This window comes from Actibacterium sp. D185-2 (genome assembly GCF_054954595.1).
In genome coordinates, this window is the sequence record NZ_JBPWNX010000001.1 from 670,856 (window position 1) to 685,916 (window position 15,061).

General features: G+C 64.2%; 16 protein-coding genes. 12 read left to right on the forward strand and 4 right to left on the reverse strand.

Going from position 1 to position 15,061, the window contains the following annotated elements; all coding sequences use genetic code 11:
• The first annotated feature begins 27 nt into the window (after positions 1-27).
• The 4 genes from biuH to ACSR1C_RS03300 are packed head-to-tail and all read left to right on the forward strand — an operon-like array spanning position 28 to position 3,234.
• Complete coding sequence (gene biuH, locus ACSR1C_RS03285) at positions 28-705, forward strand: biuret amidohydrolase (protein WP_460257884.1); 678 nt, start codon at positions 28-30, stop codon at positions 703-705.
• Positions 702-2,234 carry an ABC transporter ATP-binding protein gene (locus ACSR1C_RS03290; RefSeq protein WP_460257885.1) on the forward strand — a complete coding sequence of 511 codons (1,533 nt, stop codon included), beginning with the start codon at positions 702-704 and terminating at the stop codon, positions 2,232-2,234. The genes biuH and ACSR1C_RS03290 overlap by 4 nt, the downstream gene beginning before the upstream one ends.
• Complete coding sequence (locus ACSR1C_RS03295) at positions 2,234-2,902, forward strand: cysteine hydrolase family protein (RefSeq protein WP_460257886.1); 669 nt, start codon at positions 2,234-2,236, stop codon at positions 2,900-2,902. Before ACSR1C_RS03290 ends, ACSR1C_RS03295 begins: the two co-directional genes overlap by 1 nt.
• On the forward strand, positions 2,899-3,234 hold the full coding sequence (locus ACSR1C_RS03300) for a cupin domain-containing protein (RefSeq protein WP_460257887.1): 336 nt from the start codon (positions 2,899-2,901) through the stop codon (positions 3,232-3,234). Before ACSR1C_RS03295 ends, ACSR1C_RS03300 begins: the two co-directional genes overlap by 4 nt.
• Positions 3,235-3,240: 6 nt before the next feature.
• On the opposite strand, the gene ACSR1C_RS03305 is transcribed toward ACSR1C_RS03300, so the two are convergent.
• Entirely contained in the window at positions 3,241-4,101 is an 861-nt protein-coding gene (locus ACSR1C_RS03305; protein WP_460257888.1) for a LysR family transcriptional regulator, read from the reverse strand.
• A gap of 117 nt (positions 4,102-4,218) precedes the next feature.
• On the opposite strand from ACSR1C_RS03305, the gene ACSR1C_RS03310 reads away from it, so the two are divergent.
• From ACSR1C_RS03310 to ACSR1C_RS03330, 5 genes are all read left to right on the forward strand, one after another.
• Positions 4,219-5,361 carry an ABC transporter ATP-binding protein gene (locus ACSR1C_RS03310; protein WP_460257889.1) on the forward strand — a complete coding sequence of 381 codons (1,143 nt, stop codon included), beginning with the start codon at positions 4,219-4,221 and terminating at the stop codon, positions 5,359-5,361.
• The gene (locus ACSR1C_RS03315; protein ID WP_460257890.1) at positions 5,361-6,278 is read left to right on the forward strand and encodes a carbohydrate ABC transporter permease; all 918 of its coding nucleotides are present in this window, start codon (positions 5,361-5,363) and stop codon (positions 6,276-6,278) included. Before ACSR1C_RS03310 ends, ACSR1C_RS03315 begins: the two co-directional genes overlap by 1 nt.
• Positions 6,271-7,203 (forward strand): carbohydrate ABC transporter permease, encoded by a 933-nt coding sequence (locus ACSR1C_RS03320; protein WP_460257891.1) that lies wholly within the window; start codon positions 6,271-6,273, stop codon positions 7,201-7,203. Before ACSR1C_RS03315 ends, ACSR1C_RS03320 begins: the two co-directional genes overlap by 8 nt.
• A gap of 107 nt (positions 7,204-7,310) precedes the next feature.
• Entirely contained in the window at positions 7,311-8,573 is a 1,263-nt protein-coding gene (locus ACSR1C_RS03325; RefSeq protein WP_460257892.1) for an extracellular solute-binding protein, read from the forward strand.
• Positions 8,574-8,648: 75 nt separating this feature from the next.
• The gene (locus tag ACSR1C_RS03330; protein ID WP_460257893.1) at positions 8,649-9,473 is read left to right on the forward strand and encodes a phosphodiesterase; all 825 of its coding nucleotides are present in this window, start codon (positions 8,649-8,651) and stop codon (positions 9,471-9,473) included.
• A gap of 14 nt (positions 9,474-9,487) precedes the next feature.
• Here ACSR1C_RS03330 and ACSR1C_RS03335 read toward each other — a convergent pair whose 3' ends face one another.
• The gene (locus tag ACSR1C_RS03335) at positions 9,488-10,243 is read right to left on the reverse strand and encodes a maleate cis-trans isomerase family protein (protein ID WP_460257894.1); all 756 of its coding nucleotides are present in this window, start codon (positions 10,241-10,243) and stop codon (positions 9,488-9,490) included.
• Positions 10,240-11,409 (reverse strand): M24 family metallopeptidase, encoded by a 1,170-nt coding sequence (locus tag ACSR1C_RS03340; protein ID WP_460257895.1) that lies wholly within the window; start codon positions 11,407-11,409, stop codon positions 10,240-10,242. The genes ACSR1C_RS03335 and ACSR1C_RS03340 overlap by 4 nt, the downstream gene beginning before the upstream one ends.
• A 151-nt stretch (positions 11,410-11,560) precedes the next feature.
• Here ACSR1C_RS03340 and ACSR1C_RS03345 point away from each other — a divergent pair, with 151 nt between their 5' ends.
• Entirely contained in the window at positions 11,561-12,616 is a 1,056-nt protein-coding gene (locus ACSR1C_RS03345) for a diaminopropionate ammonia-lyase (RefSeq protein WP_460257896.1), read from the forward strand.
• A gap of 12 nt (positions 12,617-12,628) precedes the next feature.
• On the opposite strand, the gene ACSR1C_RS03350 is transcribed toward ACSR1C_RS03345, so the two are convergent.
• Positions 12,629-13,093 (reverse strand): Lrp/AsnC family transcriptional regulator, encoded by a 465-nt coding sequence (locus ACSR1C_RS03350; protein ID WP_460257897.1) that lies wholly within the window; start codon positions 13,091-13,093, stop codon positions 12,629-12,631.
• A gap of 299 nt (positions 13,094-13,392) precedes the next feature.
• On the opposite strand from ACSR1C_RS03350, the gene ehuA reads away from it, so the two are divergent.
• Both ehuA and ehuB read left to right on the forward strand, forming a co-directional pair.
• Positions 13,393-14,166: an ectoine/hydroxyectoine ABC transporter ATP-binding protein EhuA gene (gene ehuA / locus ACSR1C_RS03355; protein ID WP_460257898.1), complete on the forward strand. Its 774-nt coding sequence runs from the start codon at positions 13,393-13,395 to the stop codon at positions 14,164-14,166.
• Positions 14,167-14,210: 44 nt separating this feature from the next.
• On the forward strand, positions 14,211-15,056 hold the full coding sequence (ehuB, locus tag ACSR1C_RS03360) for an ectoine/hydroxyectoine ABC transporter substrate-binding protein EhuB (RefSeq protein WP_460257899.1): 846 nt from the start codon (positions 14,211-14,213) through the stop codon (positions 15,054-15,056).
• Positions 15,057-15,061 lie beyond the last annotated feature (5 nt).

Consider the following 15,061-nt stretch of genomic DNA (forward strand, 5'->3'; position numbering starts at 1 on the left):
CATCAAGACAGCTAAAGGCGGCAGGACATGAGCTATATCGACGCCGACCCCTATAACTGGCCCTATAACGGCGATCTGCGGCCCGAAAACACCGCGCTGATCATCATCGACATGCAGACCGATTTTTGCGGCAAGGGTGGCTATGTCGATGCGATGGGCTATGACCTGTCGCTGACGCGTGCGCCGATCGAACCGATCAAGGCGCTGCTGGCGGCGATGCGCGACAAGGGCTATCTGATCATCCACACCCGCGAAGGGCACCGGCCCGATCTGGCCGATCTGCCACCGAACAAGCGCTGGCGCAGCCAGCAGATCGGCGCGGGCATCGGCGACCCCGGCCCCTGCGGGCGCATCCTGATCCGGGGCGAACCAGGCTGGGATATTATACCCGATCTCTATCCGCAGGCGGGCGAGCCGATCATCGACAAGCCGGGCAAGGGCAGTTTCTGCGCCACCGACCTGGAACTGCTGCTGCGTACGAAAGGAATCGAAAACATCATCCTGACCGGCATTACCACTGATGTCTGCGTGCATACGACGATGCGCGAGGCCAACGATCGCGGTTTTGAATGCCTGCTGGTCGAGGATTGCTGCGGCGCCACCGACAAGGGCAACCACGACGCGGCGATCAAGATGGTCAAGATGCAGGGCGGCGTGTTCGGTGCGGTCGCCAGCAGCGCGGCCCTGATCGCGCAACTGCCATGAGCCGCGCCCTGATCACCGAAAAAGGCGCGATCAGCGTCGAGGCCGTGGGCATGACCATGAAATTCGGCGATTTCACCGCGCTGAACAACGTGTCGTTGAACATCCCCGCCGGATCGTTCCATGCCCTTCTGGGCGAGAATGGCGCCGGGAAATCCACGCTGGTGAAATGTATCATGGGCTTTTACCACGCGACGGCAGGCGGCGTTCTGGTCGCCGGGCGCGAGGCCCGGATGAGCGACCCCAAGGTGGCGCATGGCCTGGGCCTTGGCATGGTCTATCAGCATTTCACGCTGGTGCCGTCGCTGACCGCCGCCGAAAACCTTGTGATCAGCCGGGCCGACGCGCCGGGCGTCATCAACTGGAAACAGGAACGCGCGGCGCTGGCGGATTTCATGCAAACCATGCCGTTCCATGTGCCGCTGGATCAGCCTGTCAGCCGCCTGGCCGCTGGCGAAAAGCAGAAGCTGGAGATCCTCAAGCAGCTTTACCTGGGGCGTCGGTTCCTGATCCTGGACGAACCGACCTCGGTCCTGACCCCGGTCGAGGCGGACGAGGTTCTGGGCCATGTGCGCGCGCTGACCCAGGCCGGGGAAATCTCGGTTCTGATGATCACCCACAAGTTCCGCGAAGTGACCCGTTTTGCCGATGACGTCACCGTTTTGCGCCGGGGGGCGCATGCCGGCGGCGGCGCGGTGCGGGATCTGAGCACTGACGACATGGCCCGGATGATGATGGGCGCCGACCCGGACCTGTCGCAGACCGTGCGCACGGGTGCCGCGGGCGACGTGGTGCTGGCGCTGGACGCGGTAAAGGCGGCGGATCGGTCCGGCCTGAAGACCATCGAGATCGACACGATCGCGGTGCGCGGCGGCGAGGTGCTGGGCATTGCCGGCGTGTCGGGCAACGGCCAGATGGAACTGATGGAGATCCTGACCGGCCAGCGCCCGCTGCGGGCCGGCACGGTGCGGGTCAAGGGCGTGCCTTTCGCCGCCACCCGGGCCGAAGCCAAGGCGCATAAGGTGCGCTATCTGCCCGAGGAACCGTTGCAAAACGCCTGCGCACCGAAGATGAGCGTGGCCGAAAACCTGGCCTTCCGCCTGTTCGACATCGGCCCCGGCGGGGCGCCGAAATTCTGGAAAAGCGGCCGCCAGATCGCCGCGAACGCGGATGACTTGATCGCGCAGTTCAAGATCAAGACCGCCTCGCCGCAAAGCCCGATCGCGTCGCTGTCGGGCGGTAATGTGCAGCGTGCGGTTCTGGCGCGCGAACTGACCGGCGAGGTGGATCTGCTGATCGTGTCCAACCCCTGTTTCGGGCTCGATTTCTCGGCCGTTTCCGCAATCCGAAAACGTATCATCGAGGCGCGCAACCGGGGTGTTGCGGTCCTGCTGATCAGCGAGGATCTGGACGAGATACTGGAACTCTCGGATCGCATTCTGGTGATGTCCGAAGGTCGGATCGCGTTCGAAACCTCCGCCGCGCAGGCCGACGTGGCGCAGATCGGGTTCCATATGGCGGGGCATGCGTGATGCCGGTCATTCCCGCCGACCCCTTCGATTTTCCGTTCGATCCGGCCAGCATCGGCCTTGTGGTGATCGACATGCAGCGCGATTTCATCGAACCGGGCGGTTTTGGCGCCTCGCTGGGCAATGACGTGTCGTTGTTGCAGGCGATCATCCCCACGACCCGGACCCTGATCGACGGGTTCCGCGCCGCCGGTCTGCCGGTGATCCACACCCGCGAATGCCACCGGCCCGATCTGTCGGACCTGCCCCCGGCCAAGCGTGACCGGGGTAACCCCGCGCTGCGGATCGGTGATCCGGGGCCGATGGGGCGCATCCTGATCGCGGGCGAAGACGGCGCCGACATCATCCCCGAACTTGCCCCCCTGCCGGGCGAGGTGGTGATCGACAAGCCCGGTAAAGGGGCCTTCTATGGTACCGATTTCGGCGCGGTGCTGCAGCAAAAGGGGCTGCAACAGCTTGTCTTTGCCGGGGTCACCACCGAGGTCTGCGTGCAGACTACCATGCGCGAGGCCAACGACCGCGGCTATGACTGCCTGTTGGCGACCGACGCGACTGAAAGCTATTTCCCAGACTTCAAGGCGGCCACGATCCGCATGATCCGCGCGCAGGGCGCGATTGTCGGCTGGACCGCCCAAACCGCGCAGATCGTCCGCGCATTGGCGGCGTCATGACCGATCCGCTGATCCTGCGCGCCTTGTTGAAGGATGGCTGGCGCGATCTGGATTTCGTGCCGTTCAGCGCCGGGGTCGAGGCGTATTGGCTGCGTCGCGCGGATCCGCAGATGGCGGTGCTGCGCTATGCGCCGGGTGCGGCGGTCCCGCGCCACCGCCATATCGGGCTGGAAACCATTCTGGTGCTGGACGGCGTGCAAAGCGATGATCGCGGCACCTATGTCCGGGGCGATCTGGTGCTGAATCCGGCCGGGTCCGAACACCGGGTCTGGAGCGATACCGGCTGTGTCGTCCTGCTTCAGTGGGAAAAACCGGTTCAGTTCCTCGGCTAGGGGTCGTTACTGAACAATATCCAGAAAGCTTTGGACCAGGCGCAGGTCATGCTTGTCGGCCGGGGTCACGACGCAGGTGCAGTGGGCCTCGGGCATTTCGATCACCGGGCGGGTGACGATCGCGGTCGAGGGGTGGGCGCTGTCGTCCAGAAACAGGCCGATGCCGACGCCGTGCAGCACCGCCTCCTGCATCACCGGAAAGGTCGTGGCGCGCACCAGCCGGGTCAGGGACAGCCCTTTGGCGGCGAGCTTGCGCTTGACCACCCGCTCGGTGAACGAGCCTTCCTCGGGCAGCAGCACCGTATCATGGGCCAGATCGGCCAGCGACACCTGCTGTGCCGCGGCCAGCGGATGGTCGGGCCGCATATAGGCGACATAGCGGGCATGGCCGACCGGGCGGCTGACGAAGGCGTCCAGCTTTTCGGGCTCGGTCACGATGGCCAGATCGACCTGCCGCTCGCGCAGCAGCCGCATGGCGCGGGTCCAGTCGTAAAGGGTGAACTGAATTTCGACATCCGGGTGGCGGGCGCGGTAGGCGGCGATATAGCCAAGCGCCGGGCGCGGCGCGTTGGCGATGATGCTCAGATGACCGGTGCCCAGATCGCGGTAGCCGTCGATCTTTTCCGATATCAGCTGATCGAGGGTCACCAGCCGGTCGGCCAGTTCATAGAACGTCTGGCCCGCGCGGGTCAGTTCGACCCCGTCGCGGCGGCGCAACAGCAGGCGGGTGCCGAGGGTGCGTTCCAGATTGTTCAGATGCTGGGTCACCGCCGACTGGGTCACGCCGATCCGGGCCGCGGCGCGCGACAGGCTGCCTTCGCGGGCGGCATGGGCGAAAGCCGCGAACTGATGAAAGTTGGGGCGCATTGGCATCTCTTCGTGGATGACTCGGACTGCCATAAGCTGCGCTAATATCACGTCACGAACATGACAATGAGACTGCGTAGTCTGCCCGTCGATGGAACCGGGCCACGGGGGGCTGCCATGACTGCGATCACGCTGGAGGGAATCGCCAAAAGTTTCGGCGACACGGCCGTGTTGGGCGGCGTCGATCTGGCCATTCGGCCGGGCGAGTTTCTGACGCTGGTCGGGCCGTCGGGCTGCGGCAAGTCCACGCTGCTGCGCATTCTGGCGGGGCTGGAAGCCCCCGATGCCGGGCGGGTCATGATCGGCGGGCAGGATGTGACCGCCATCCGGCCGGCGGCGCGCAATCTGGCGATGGTGTTTCAATCCTATGCGCTTTATCCGCATCTGACCGTGGCTGAAAACATGATGACGCCGCTCAGGCTGCGCGATCTGGGCCGGGCGCAGCAACTGCCGGTTCTGGGGCCGCTGCTGTCACGAGCCAAGCGGCGCGACATTCGCGATCAGGTGGTGCGCACCGCCGAGGTGCTGAAGATCGACCATCTGCTGGCCCGCAAGCCTGGCCAGCTGTCGGGCGGTCAGCGTCAGCGCGTGGCTTTGGGTCGCGCCATGGTGCGCCAGCCGGTGGCCTTTCTGATGGACGAGCCGCTGTCCAACCTCGACGCCGCGCTGCGGGTTCATATGCGGGCTGAGCTGAGCCAGTTGCACCGCGATCTGGGCACGACCTTCATCTATGTCACCCATGATCAGGCCGAGGCGCTGACCATGTCCGACCGGGTGGCGGTGATGATGGGGGGCAGGGTGCTGCAACTCGGGTCGCCGGATGCGATCTATGCCGATCCCGACACGCTGGAGGTGGCGGCCTTCATCGGTTCGCCCCGGATCAACCTTTTGCCTGCCGAATGCGATGGCGCGGGCCGGGTCAGCGTCGGCGACTATGTGCTGCCGGTCAGCAGCGATGCCGGGCGCGGCCCGATCACGGCGGGGCTGCGGCCCGAGCATATTCATGTGGCCCCCGCGGGTGCGCCCGGTCTGCGCGGCCATGTGGTGCACCGCGAAAATCTGGGCTCGGACATCTTCGTCCATGTCGGGATCGACGGGCTGGGGCAGCCGCTGGTGGTGCGGCTGCATCCGGGCGATGCGCCCGCGATCGGGCAGGCGATCTGCCTTGCCGCCAAACCCGACAGCCCGGTTCTGCTGTTCGACGCCGCGGGCCACCGCCTGCGCCGCCCGGCACGCCAAAGCGTCGTCGAGGTGGCGTGATGCAGGGCCGTGCGCATCTGTGGTTCATCGGTCCGGCGCTGATCCTGATGCTGCTGATCCTGATCCTGCCGATCGGTATCGCCGGCGCCCTCAGCCTGACCGACTATTCGCTGGGCAACTCTGGCGCGCATTTCGTCGGGCTGACGAATTACGAACAGATCTTTACCCGGTCCACCTATGAAAAGATGTTCGGTGCCACGTTCCGCTATGTCTTTGTGGTGGTGCCGCTGACCGTGGGGCTGGGCCTTGGCGCGGCCTTGTTGATCCATTCGCTGACCCGGTTCGGGGATCTGTACAAGACGATCTATTTCCTGCCGGTCATGGCCGCGCTGATCGCCATGGCCATCGTCTGGGAATTCGCGCTGCACCCCACCATCGGCATCATCAACGCCACGCTGGAACGTGGCTGCGGCACCTGGCTGGAAGGCTGGGGCTGGTATGCCGGGGGCTGCGCGCGCAGCTTTCCGCTGTGGCTGAGCGACCGCGATTACGCGATCTGGACGGTGGCCTTCATCGGTGTGTGGCAGGGGTTCGGCTTCAACATGGTGCTGTATCTGGCCGGGCTGACCGGCATCCCGCGCGAGCTCTATCACGCGGCCGAACTGGACGGCGCCACGCGCGGCTGGCAGCGGTTCCGCCTGGTCACCTGGCCGATGCTGGGGCCGACCACGGTGTTCGTCGTCACCATCAGCCTGATCCGCTCGTTTCAGGTGTTCGATACGGTCGAGGCGTTTTATCCCCAGGGCGGCGGGCCGTCCAAAAGCGTCTATGTGATGATGTTCGCGATCTACGAAAAGGCGATCCAGCAGAACCTGATGGGGATCGGCGCGGCGATCACGATGGTGTTTTTGGGTTTTGTCATGCTGCTGACGCTGCTGCAACGCCGGCTGATCGAAAAGAGGACGCATTATGTCTGACGCCACGTTGACCGCCGCGCCGGCGGCCACGCCCGCCTTTCGCTTTTCGACCACCGAGACGCTGAAACATGTGGTGCTGATCCTGGGCGCTTTGGTCGTGCTGCTGCCGTTCTATGTGATGGTCAGCTATTCGCTGAAAAGCCCGGCCGAGATCATGCAGAACACCGGCGGCTTTTTCGGCACACAGGCGCCGTTCCGCGATGAATACTGCATCAAGCTGGGCCATGCGGCGGCCGATTGCATGGTCACGCCCTGGATCTACAACTATACCACCGCATTTCAAAAGGCGCCCCTGCTGCGCTATCTGTTGAACGGGGTCGTTGTCACCGCGTCGATCTTTCTGATTCAGGTGCTGGTGGCGCTGCCGTGCGCCTATGCGCTGGCCAAGCTGCGCTTTTGGGGGCGCGAGGCGGTGTTCGGGCTGGTGCTGTTTTGCCTGCTGATCCCGGTCCATGCCATCGCCCTGCCGTTGTACATCCTGCTGGCCAAGCTGGGGCTGACCAACAGCTATGCCGCGCTGATCGTGCCCTGGACGGTCAGCGCCTTCGGCATCTTTCTGATGCGGCAGTTTTTCATGACCGTGCCCGACGATCTGATCGACGCCGCCCGCATGGACGGGATGAGCGAGCTGCGCATCGTCTGGCAGGTCATGCTGCCCACCGCCATTCCCGCGCTGCTGGCCTTCGCGATCTTTTCGGTGGTGGCGCATTGGAACGACTATTTCTGGCCGCGCATCGTGATCACCGGAAACCGCGATCTGTTCACCCCGCCGCTGGGTCTGCGTGAATTCAAGGGCGACACGGATGGCGACAATTTCGGCCCGATGATGGCCACGGCGGTGATCATCGTCACCCCGCTGATCGCGGCCTTTCTGGTGGCGCAGCGCCGGTTCATCGAGGGCATCACACTGACAGGAATGAAATAGGGGGCGCCCCGCAGGGCGCCCCCGATCACCGAAATCCCATGCGGGATCAACCTGGCTGGCAGAGTTTGGCGACCGCACCAGCCATACGGCAACTGGAGAAACGTTCCATGAAAACCACCCTGACTGCAATGGCCCTTGTGCTTGGCGCAAGCGCCGCTTTCGCCGAAGACAAGGTGACGATCGAATTCGGCTATCCCTATTCGCACCTGTTCGACGTGACCTATGAAAAGATCATGCCGATGTTCAACGCGAAATATCCGAACATCGACGTGAAGATGCGCGCGACCTATGAAAACTACGAGGACGCGTCGAACACCATCCTGCGCGAGGCCGTCGCGGGCGAACTGCCCGACGTCACCATGCAGGGCCTGAACCGTCAGGCGATGCTGGTCGAAAAAGGCATTGCCAAATCGCTGGAACCGTTCATCGCGAAAGAGGCCGACTTTGCCAAGGACGGCTATCACCAGGCGATGCTGGGCCTGTCGACCTTCGGCGGCGAAGTGCATGGCCTGCCGTTCTCGATCTCGCTTCCGGTCGGCTATTACAACATGGACCTGATGGCCAAGGCCGGGGTCGAAAGCGTCGATCAGCTGCCCAGGACTTGGGACGAGGTCGTGGCGATGTGCGGCAAGCTGGAAGAGGCCGGTATCGAAGTGCCGATGTTCTGGGGCTGGAACATTACCGGCAACTGGTTCCTGCAGGCGCTGATGTGGAGCCAGGACAAGCCGACCGTCATGGGCACCGATTTCACCCTGGACGAGTCCGAAGGCCGGGTTGCGCTGGACACGATGAAATCGCTGTTTCGTGGCTGCGACATGCCGAACTATGATCTGAAAACCGCGATGTCCAGCTTCTCGGCCGGTGAAATTCCGATGTATTTCTGGTCGACCTCGGCTGTTGGCACGGTCGAACGCACCAAGGCCGATTTCAACTTCGTGACCAACGAATTCCCCGGTCTGACCGAAAGCGGCCCGATGGGCCTGCCGGCGGGCGGCAATGCCGCGATGCTGGTTTCGGCCTCTGAAGATCCCGAAGTTCTGGACGCCGCCTGGAAATGGCTGAAATTCATCACCTCGGGCGAAGGCGCGGCCGAAGTGGCCCGCACCACCGGTTACATGCCGCCGAACAAGGCCGCGAACGAGATCATCCTGGTCGATTTCTACGCCGAAAACCCGACCAAGGCGACCGCCGTGCGCCAGCTGCCGCTGCTGCGCGACTGGCAGGCCTATCCGGGCGATAACGGTCTGGCGGCCACCCAGGTGATCTATGACAGCATCGAAGGTATCGTGACCGGCGAATACGACGACATGGAAGAGCTGCAGCAAGAGCTTTCCGAAGAGGTGCAGGATCTGCTGCCCTCCGGTTCGTAATCACCGCAGTCGGGCCCCTTCGCAGGAAGGGGCCCTTCTTCTGTCCGCAGGATCAAGACCAAGGGAGGCGCGGCGATGAAGCTGCTGCAACTGACCGATATTCACCTTACGACCCCCGGCCAGACGATCGGCGGGCGCGACCCCAACGCCAATTTCGAAAAGGCGCTGGATCACGCGATGGCGCTGCATTCGGATGCCGAGGCGTTGTTCATCACCGGGGATCTGTCGGATTGGGGCGACCGGGCCGATTACGAACGCCTGCGCGGCCTGATTGATCGGCTGCCGCTGCCGGTGCATCTGTGTATCGGCAACCACGACGACCGCGCCACCATGCTGTCGGTGTTTCCTGAACTGCGCGGCGAGGGCGGCTTTGTCCAGCAGGTGGTGCCGCTATCGGTCGGCCATGCGATCACCGTTGATACCTGGGGGGCCGATACCCATGCCGGGCATTTCTGCGGCGCGCGCGCGGCGTGGCTTGCGGCGCAGCTTGCGGTTCTGCCGGGGCCGGTCTGGCTGTTCATGCATCATAACCCGGTGCCGCTGGGGATCGCGCCGATGGACCGTATCATGCAACTGGACGCCGACCGGCTTGGCATCGTGATCGCGCCCCATGCCGACAAGATCGCGCATATCTTTCACGGCCATTGCCACCTGCCGCTGTCGGGGTCGTTCCACCGCATCCCGTTTTCCGCGCCGCGCGGCACCAACCACGCGGGCTGGCCCGATTTCAGCGCCGAACGGCTGCTGTCCTCTGCCGATCTGACCGAGGCCTATTCCGTCATCTTCGCCCGCGACGACGCCACGATGGTGCATATGGTCGAGTTCGGCTATTCCGGCCCGATCCGCGGGGAAGGGTCGCCCGATTACGCCGATTGGGACAAGCTGACCATGATCCGCTGACCGGGGGCAGGGCCCTACGGGCGGGAGGCGGCCATCAGCCGGCCGAACGGGCGACCCTGCGTGGCGATCCCGCCCAGCCACTGCATGTGCCAGGCCAGCGCCTGATTGCTGGCGATCACCGGGATCCCCAGCCGGGCCTCAAGCGCCGGGATGACCTCCAGCGCGCGCAGGTTGGTGCAAGACACGAAGATCGCGTCGCAAGGCGCGGCGGCGGCCACATGCAGGGCGGCATCGGTGATGGAGTTCGGGTCGATCCGGGCGCTGCGCTCGTCGCTTTCTTCCTCAAAACTGGCGAAGGCGGCGATCTTGCGGCCGTCCGCCTCCAGCGCGTCGCGCATCGCTTGCGAGACATCGGCGACATAGGGGGTGACAAAGCCCAGCTGTTTCACATTCAGCGCGTCGCAGGCGGCCTTTACCGCCGTCAGCGGATCGGTCACGAACCGCGCCTTTGCGCCTTCGCGAATTTTCGCGGCCACCTTTTGCGGCCCGATGACCGTGGCGCCGGAGGTGCAGCCATAGCCGATCACGTCGTATTCAAGGGAATGCGGCAGCAGGGCGGCGGATTGCGGCAGTGCCGCTTCCATCCGGGCCAGGGCGGGGGCTGTCACCTCTGACTCGCACGGGATGCGGGTGGTATAAAGCGCCACGCCCGCGGCCCCGATCAGGCGGCGGAAGTCGCTTTCGATCGTTTCGTCGGTGCGCAGCACGATCAGTCCGAAATTGGCGCGGTGGCCAAGCGGCGGGCCAAGAGTGGCAGACAGGTGGGTCACAGTATACCCTTCAGAACTGGCAGCTCGGGGGCCGCGCGCGGGGTCAGGAAACGTGCGCCGTTTTGGGCGATCACGATGTCCTCCTCATGTACCATGATGCGGCCCGGCGCAAGTTGAAGGCCGGGTTCCAGCGTCAGCACCATGCCGGGTTCCAGAACGGTCCGGTCCGACGCGATGAGCGAGGGCGGCTCGGTCAGCCGCATGCCCAGCCCGTGGCCCAGCCGCCCGCCGTCGCCCGCATCGCCGGCGCGGGCGATCACGGTCTGCATGGCCTGAAACACGTCGCCCGCGGTGGCGCCGGGCCTTGCCGCCGCGAACCCGGCCTCGGTCGCGTCATGCAGGATACGATAGGCCGCGCGCATCTGGTCCGAGGCGTGGCCGATGGCCCAGTTGCGGTCGAAATCGCAAAAATACCCGTGGCGCACCGCGCCTGTGTCGAGCATCAGCAGATCGCCCGGTTCGAGCGGCGCCGGCGTCGCGGGCGAGATCACGTCGGCATAGCCGCCCGGCCCGGCCCCACCCGCGACATAAGGCACCCAGTCGGCGCCTTCGGCCAGCAAGGCGATCTGAAAACCGCGGAACACGTCCGACAGTGGTTTGCCGGCCTGTGCGATTTCTGCCATCCGGTCGAAGGCGCGGCCGCCGATCGTGCAAATATCGGAAATCACCGCAATTTCGGCCTCGGATTTGACCATCTGCGCCTTGCGCAGGATCGCGGTGGCATCGTGAAAAGGCCGGGGCGCCAGCGCCGCGCGCAGCCGTGCGTAATCGGCCAGCGGCATCCGAAGTTGGGTTTCGTGCCCCATCGGCACCCCTATGGCGCCTTCGGGCCCCGCCAGTTCGTTCAGCGCATCCGACAAAAGCTGCACGCCGTCATCGTCGGGGCGCGGGGCGGGCCAGGTGCGGATGTCATCGACCCAGGTGGTGGCCATCAGTTCGGCGCCGATGGCGGGGATGACGGCAACCGGCTTGCCCGCCGCCGGCAGCACCAGAAACCAAGGCCGCGTCGGGCTTTCCCAGAACCGGGTCAGAAAGCCCGAAAAATACCGAAAGTCATGCGCGCTTGTCAGCAACAGCGCGCCCAGCCCGGCATCCCGCATCAAGGCCTGAACACGGCTGGTTCTGTCTGCATATTCCGACATGGAAAATGGCGGCGCACTTGTCATTTCGGGCTCCGGCTTGGGGCGGGGGTCTGTCCCATTGACGCGCAAAGCCGTGACCATGTCATCGCAGTTTTTGCGCATATCTGAGAAAGATACCCAAAGCTCCTGCTAAAGCCTGCTCAGTTTCTTCGCGAAGCGCCTGCATAATGCGCATATGTTGATCGAGAATTCGCACAAACCCTCCCGCAGCACGGGCTATCTGTTCACTGTGGCGGCCACGCGGCCGCTGGCGCTGCTGGCGTCCTGTCCCGTCTACGCGCCGACCCCCTTGCGGGAGATGCACACGCTTGCCGGTGCGGTGGATGTGGCGCAGCTTTGGGTCAAGGACGAAACGCAGCGAATGCGTCTGGGCAGTTTCAAGGCGCTGGGCGGCGCGTTCGCCGTTGCGCAGATGATCTGCGACGCGTCGGGCCGCACCGATCTGCTGGATCCGCAGGTCCGGGACCTGGCCGCCGGCATGACCTTCATCACCGCAAGTGCGGGCAACCACGGGCTGTCGGTGGCGGCGGGGGCGCGGATTTTCGGGGCGCAGGCGGTGATTGTTCTGTCCTCGACCGTGCCCGAAAGCTTTGCCGACCGCATTCGCGCGACCGGCGCCCGGGTGATGCGGGTTGACGGCACCTATGACCAAAGCGTGGCGCGCGCCAAGGCGGAGGCTGCCGAAAACGGCTGGCTGCTGCTGGCCGACGGGTCGTGGGACGGTTATATCGCGCGGCCCGCGCTGGTGATGGAAGGTTATACCGTTCTGGCCGAGGAATGCCGCCAGGTTTTCGCCCGGCAAGGGGTGTGGCCGACCCATGTGTTCTTGCAGGCCGGGGTCGGCGGGCTGGCCGCTGCGGTCGCCGCGCATATCCGCGTGTTCTGGGACGAGCAGCCGGTGATCGTCGTGGTCGAACCGGACGTCGCCCCCTGTCTGCTGCGCAGCATCCAGAATGGCCGGCTGACCCGGGCCGACGGGCCGGTATCGGTCATGGGGCGGCTCGATTGCAAGGACGCCTCGTTGATCGCCTTCGAGGCGCTGCGCGAGGATGCCGATATCTTCACCACCGTTTCAGACAGCGCGGCCAGCGCCGCGGCACGTGACCTTGCCCGCGCGGGGGTCGCGACCACCCCAAGCGGCGCGGCCCCGCTTGCCGCGTTGCGGGCCATCGCGCCGGGCCGGGACAGCCGCTGTTTGCTGATCGCATCGGAAGGGCCCGAAACCGTCTGACCGGACGCGCCGTCAGTCGATCAGCGGCACGTCCATCCCGACCTTGCTGCGGTCCATCACCACCGAGGTTCGGAACCGTTTTACGTTGCTGTCATCGAAGAACAGCCGCTGGGTCAGCTTCTGATAATCGTCCATGTCGCGCGCCAGCGCCACCAGCGCGAAATCGGCGTCGCCGGTGATGTAATAGCATTGCTGGACCTGCGGTTCCTGCTTCACCTTGCGCCGGAACGCATCCAGTTGGTCGATCCTTTCGCGTTCCAGTTCGACCAGAATGAGGAAGGTCATCGCATAGCCAAGCGCCTGCGGCGACAGTACAGCGGCGTCGCGCAGGATTACCCCGGCCTCTTTCAGCGCGCGAACCCGGCGCTGGACCGTAGCCACGGACATCCCGGCCTCGAAGGCGATGGTTTCCAGCCGCTCGCGCGCGTTCGCCTGTAGCATCCGCAGAATAACGCGGTCCGATTCGGTCAAGATCACTGTGATCACTCCTGCGCATATAGTTTTAGATATTGATATATTTTCTCATTATCCACGGGGTTGGGCTGAAATTCGATCAATTTGCTTTGGTAGCATGAGTTTCAACAACACAAACAATCTGCGTTGTCAAAGGGGGCGCACCCCCGCTTCAGCGAAAATAATCCCCGTCGCGGGCCACCCTGGCCCCGCCTTGAAACACGACCCAAGTCCGGAGCGTTCGTTCGCCCTATGCCGCATGTCCCCTGCCCAGATCCTCCAGGCCCAGCCTGCCTTGTGCCGCGACGGGGCGCGCGGCGCCCATGACGAACATCATCGAATTCCGCAATGTCCATAAGAGCTATGGCGATCTGAAGGTCCTCGACAACCTGAACCTGCATGTGCGGGCGGGCGAGAAGCTGGCCCTGATCGGGCCAAGCGGGTCGGGCAAGACCACGATCCTGCGCATTCTGATGACGCTGGAAACCATCAGCGCCGGCCGCGTGCTGGTCGACGGCGACTATCTGTGGCACGAATCCAAGGGCGGCGTTCTGGTCGATGCAAGCGAGGCGCATTTGCACAGGATGCGCAACGAGATCGGGATGGTGTTCCAGCATTTCAATCTGTTTCCGCACCTCACGGCCCTTCAGAACATTGTTCAACCGCAGGTTCTGGTGCGTAAGACCGCAAAACCCGAGGCGCGCGACAAGGCGATCGAACTGCTGGGACTGGTGGGTCTGAGCGACAAGAAAGACCATTTCCCGCATCAGTTGTCGGGCGGTCAGCAACAGCGCGTCGCCATTGCCCGATCATTGGCGCTGGACCCCAAGATCATGCTGTTCGACGAGGTCACATCGGCGCTGGATCCCGAACTGGTGGACGAGGTGCTGACCGTGCTTACGCGGCTGGCGTCGGATTCGGACACCACCATGCTGACCGTCACGCATGAGATGAATTTCGCCCGCGAGTTCGCCGACCGCGTGCTGTTTTTCGACAAGGGGCAAATTGTCGAATCCGGGGCGCCCGAGGAGATCTTCACCACGCCGGCGGAACCCAGAACCCGGAGCTTCCTGAGCAAGTTCATAACGATTTCCTGACTTCAGAACCGGAATTAACCAGAAAAATGAAAGGGACAGTAAAAATGAAATTCTTCTTGAAAACCGCGGGCTTTATGGCCGTTGGTGCGGCTGCGGCGCTGCTTGTGGCCGGGCCGGGGCAGGCGGATACGCTGGAAAAGCTGCGCAAGCAGGGATATGCCACCGTCGCCGTCGCGAACGAGCCGCCCTATAGCGATATCCGCTCGGACGGCTATGTGACGGGGGCCGCGCCCGATGTCGCGCGCGCGGTGATGGCCAAGCTGGGCGTGCCCGAGCTGAAATCCCAGGTCGTGCCCTATGGTTCGATGATCCCGGCGCTGCTGGCCCGGCGGGTCGATATGGCCACCTCGGGGCTTTACATCAAACCGAACCGGTGCGAGTCGATCATCTATTCCGAACCCGATCTGTGCGGTGCCGAGGCTTTTGCCGTCGCCGCGGGGAACCCCTTCGGGATCAAGACCTACGAAGACATCGCCGCGAACCCCGAGGTCACCATGACCACCTGCGCCGGCTGCGCCGAAGAGTTGTATGCGCTGGAACGCGGGGTGAAGCCCACGCAGATCAAGGTGTTCACCGATCCGCCCAGCGGCATCAAGATGCTGCAACAGGGCCGGGTCGATGTGTTCGCCCTGTCGGGGCTGGGCACCAAGGCGCTGCTGGAAAAGTCCGCAGATCCCAGCATCGAACTGGTCATGCCGGTGATGGGCGTGCCGATGGGATGTGCCGGTGCGGCCTTCAACCCCGAAGATACCGCCTTTCGCGAGGCCTATGACGTGGCGCTGACCGAGTTGAAGGAAAGCGGCGAATTCACCGCAATCATCGAGCCGTACGGCTTTTCGGCCGACGCGACCTTTTCGGTCAAGCGCGATGATTTCTGCCCGGGCAACTAAGCTGC

Coding starts and splice junctions, on each gene's coding strand:
- biuH (WP_460257884.1), top strand. CDS start 28: ATGAGCTATATCGACGCCGACCCCTATAACTGGCCCTATAACGGCGAT.
- ACSR1C_RS03290 (WP_460257885.1), top strand. CDS start 702: ATGAGCCGCGCCCTGATCACCGAAAAAGGCGCGATCAGCGTCGAGGCC.
- ACSR1C_RS03295 (WP_460257886.1), top strand. CDS start 2,234: ATGCCGGTCATTCCCGCCGACCCCTTCGATTTTCCGTTCGATCCGGCC.
- ACSR1C_RS03300 (WP_460257887.1), top strand. CDS start 2,899: ATGACCGATCCGCTGATCCTGCGCGCCTTGTTGAAGGATGGCTGGCGC.
- ACSR1C_RS03305 (WP_460257888.1), bottom strand. CDS start 4,101: ATGCGCCCCAACTTTCATCAGTTCGCGGCTTTCGCCCATGCCGCCCGC.
- ACSR1C_RS03310 (WP_460257889.1), top strand. CDS start 4,219: ATGACTGCGATCACGCTGGAGGGAATCGCCAAAAGTTTCGGCGACACG.
- ACSR1C_RS03315 (WP_460257890.1), top strand. CDS start 5,361: ATGCAGGGCCGTGCGCATCTGTGGTTCATCGGTCCGGCGCTGATCCTG.
- ACSR1C_RS03320 (WP_460257891.1), top strand. CDS start 6,271: ATGTCTGACGCCACGTTGACCGCCGCGCCGGCGGCCACGCCCGCCTTT.
- ACSR1C_RS03325 (WP_460257892.1), top strand. CDS start 7,311: ATGAAAACCACCCTGACTGCAATGGCCCTTGTGCTTGGCGCAAGCGCC.
- ACSR1C_RS03330 (WP_460257893.1), top strand. CDS start 8,649: ATGAAGCTGCTGCAACTGACCGATATTCACCTTACGACCCCCGGCCAG.
- ACSR1C_RS03340 (WP_460257895.1), bottom strand. CDS start 11,409: ATGACAAGTGCGCCGCCATTTTCCATGTCGGAATATGCAGACAGAACC.
- ACSR1C_RS03345 (WP_460257896.1), top strand. CDS start 11,561: ATGTTGATCGAGAATTCGCACAAACCCTCCCGCAGCACGGGCTATCTG.
- ehuA (WP_460257898.1), top strand. CDS start 13,393: ATGACGAACATCATCGAATTCCGCAATGTCCATAAGAGCTATGGCGAT.
- ehuB (WP_460257899.1), top strand. CDS start 14,211: ATGAAATTCTTCTTGAAAACCGCGGGCTTTATGGCCGTTGGTGCGGCT.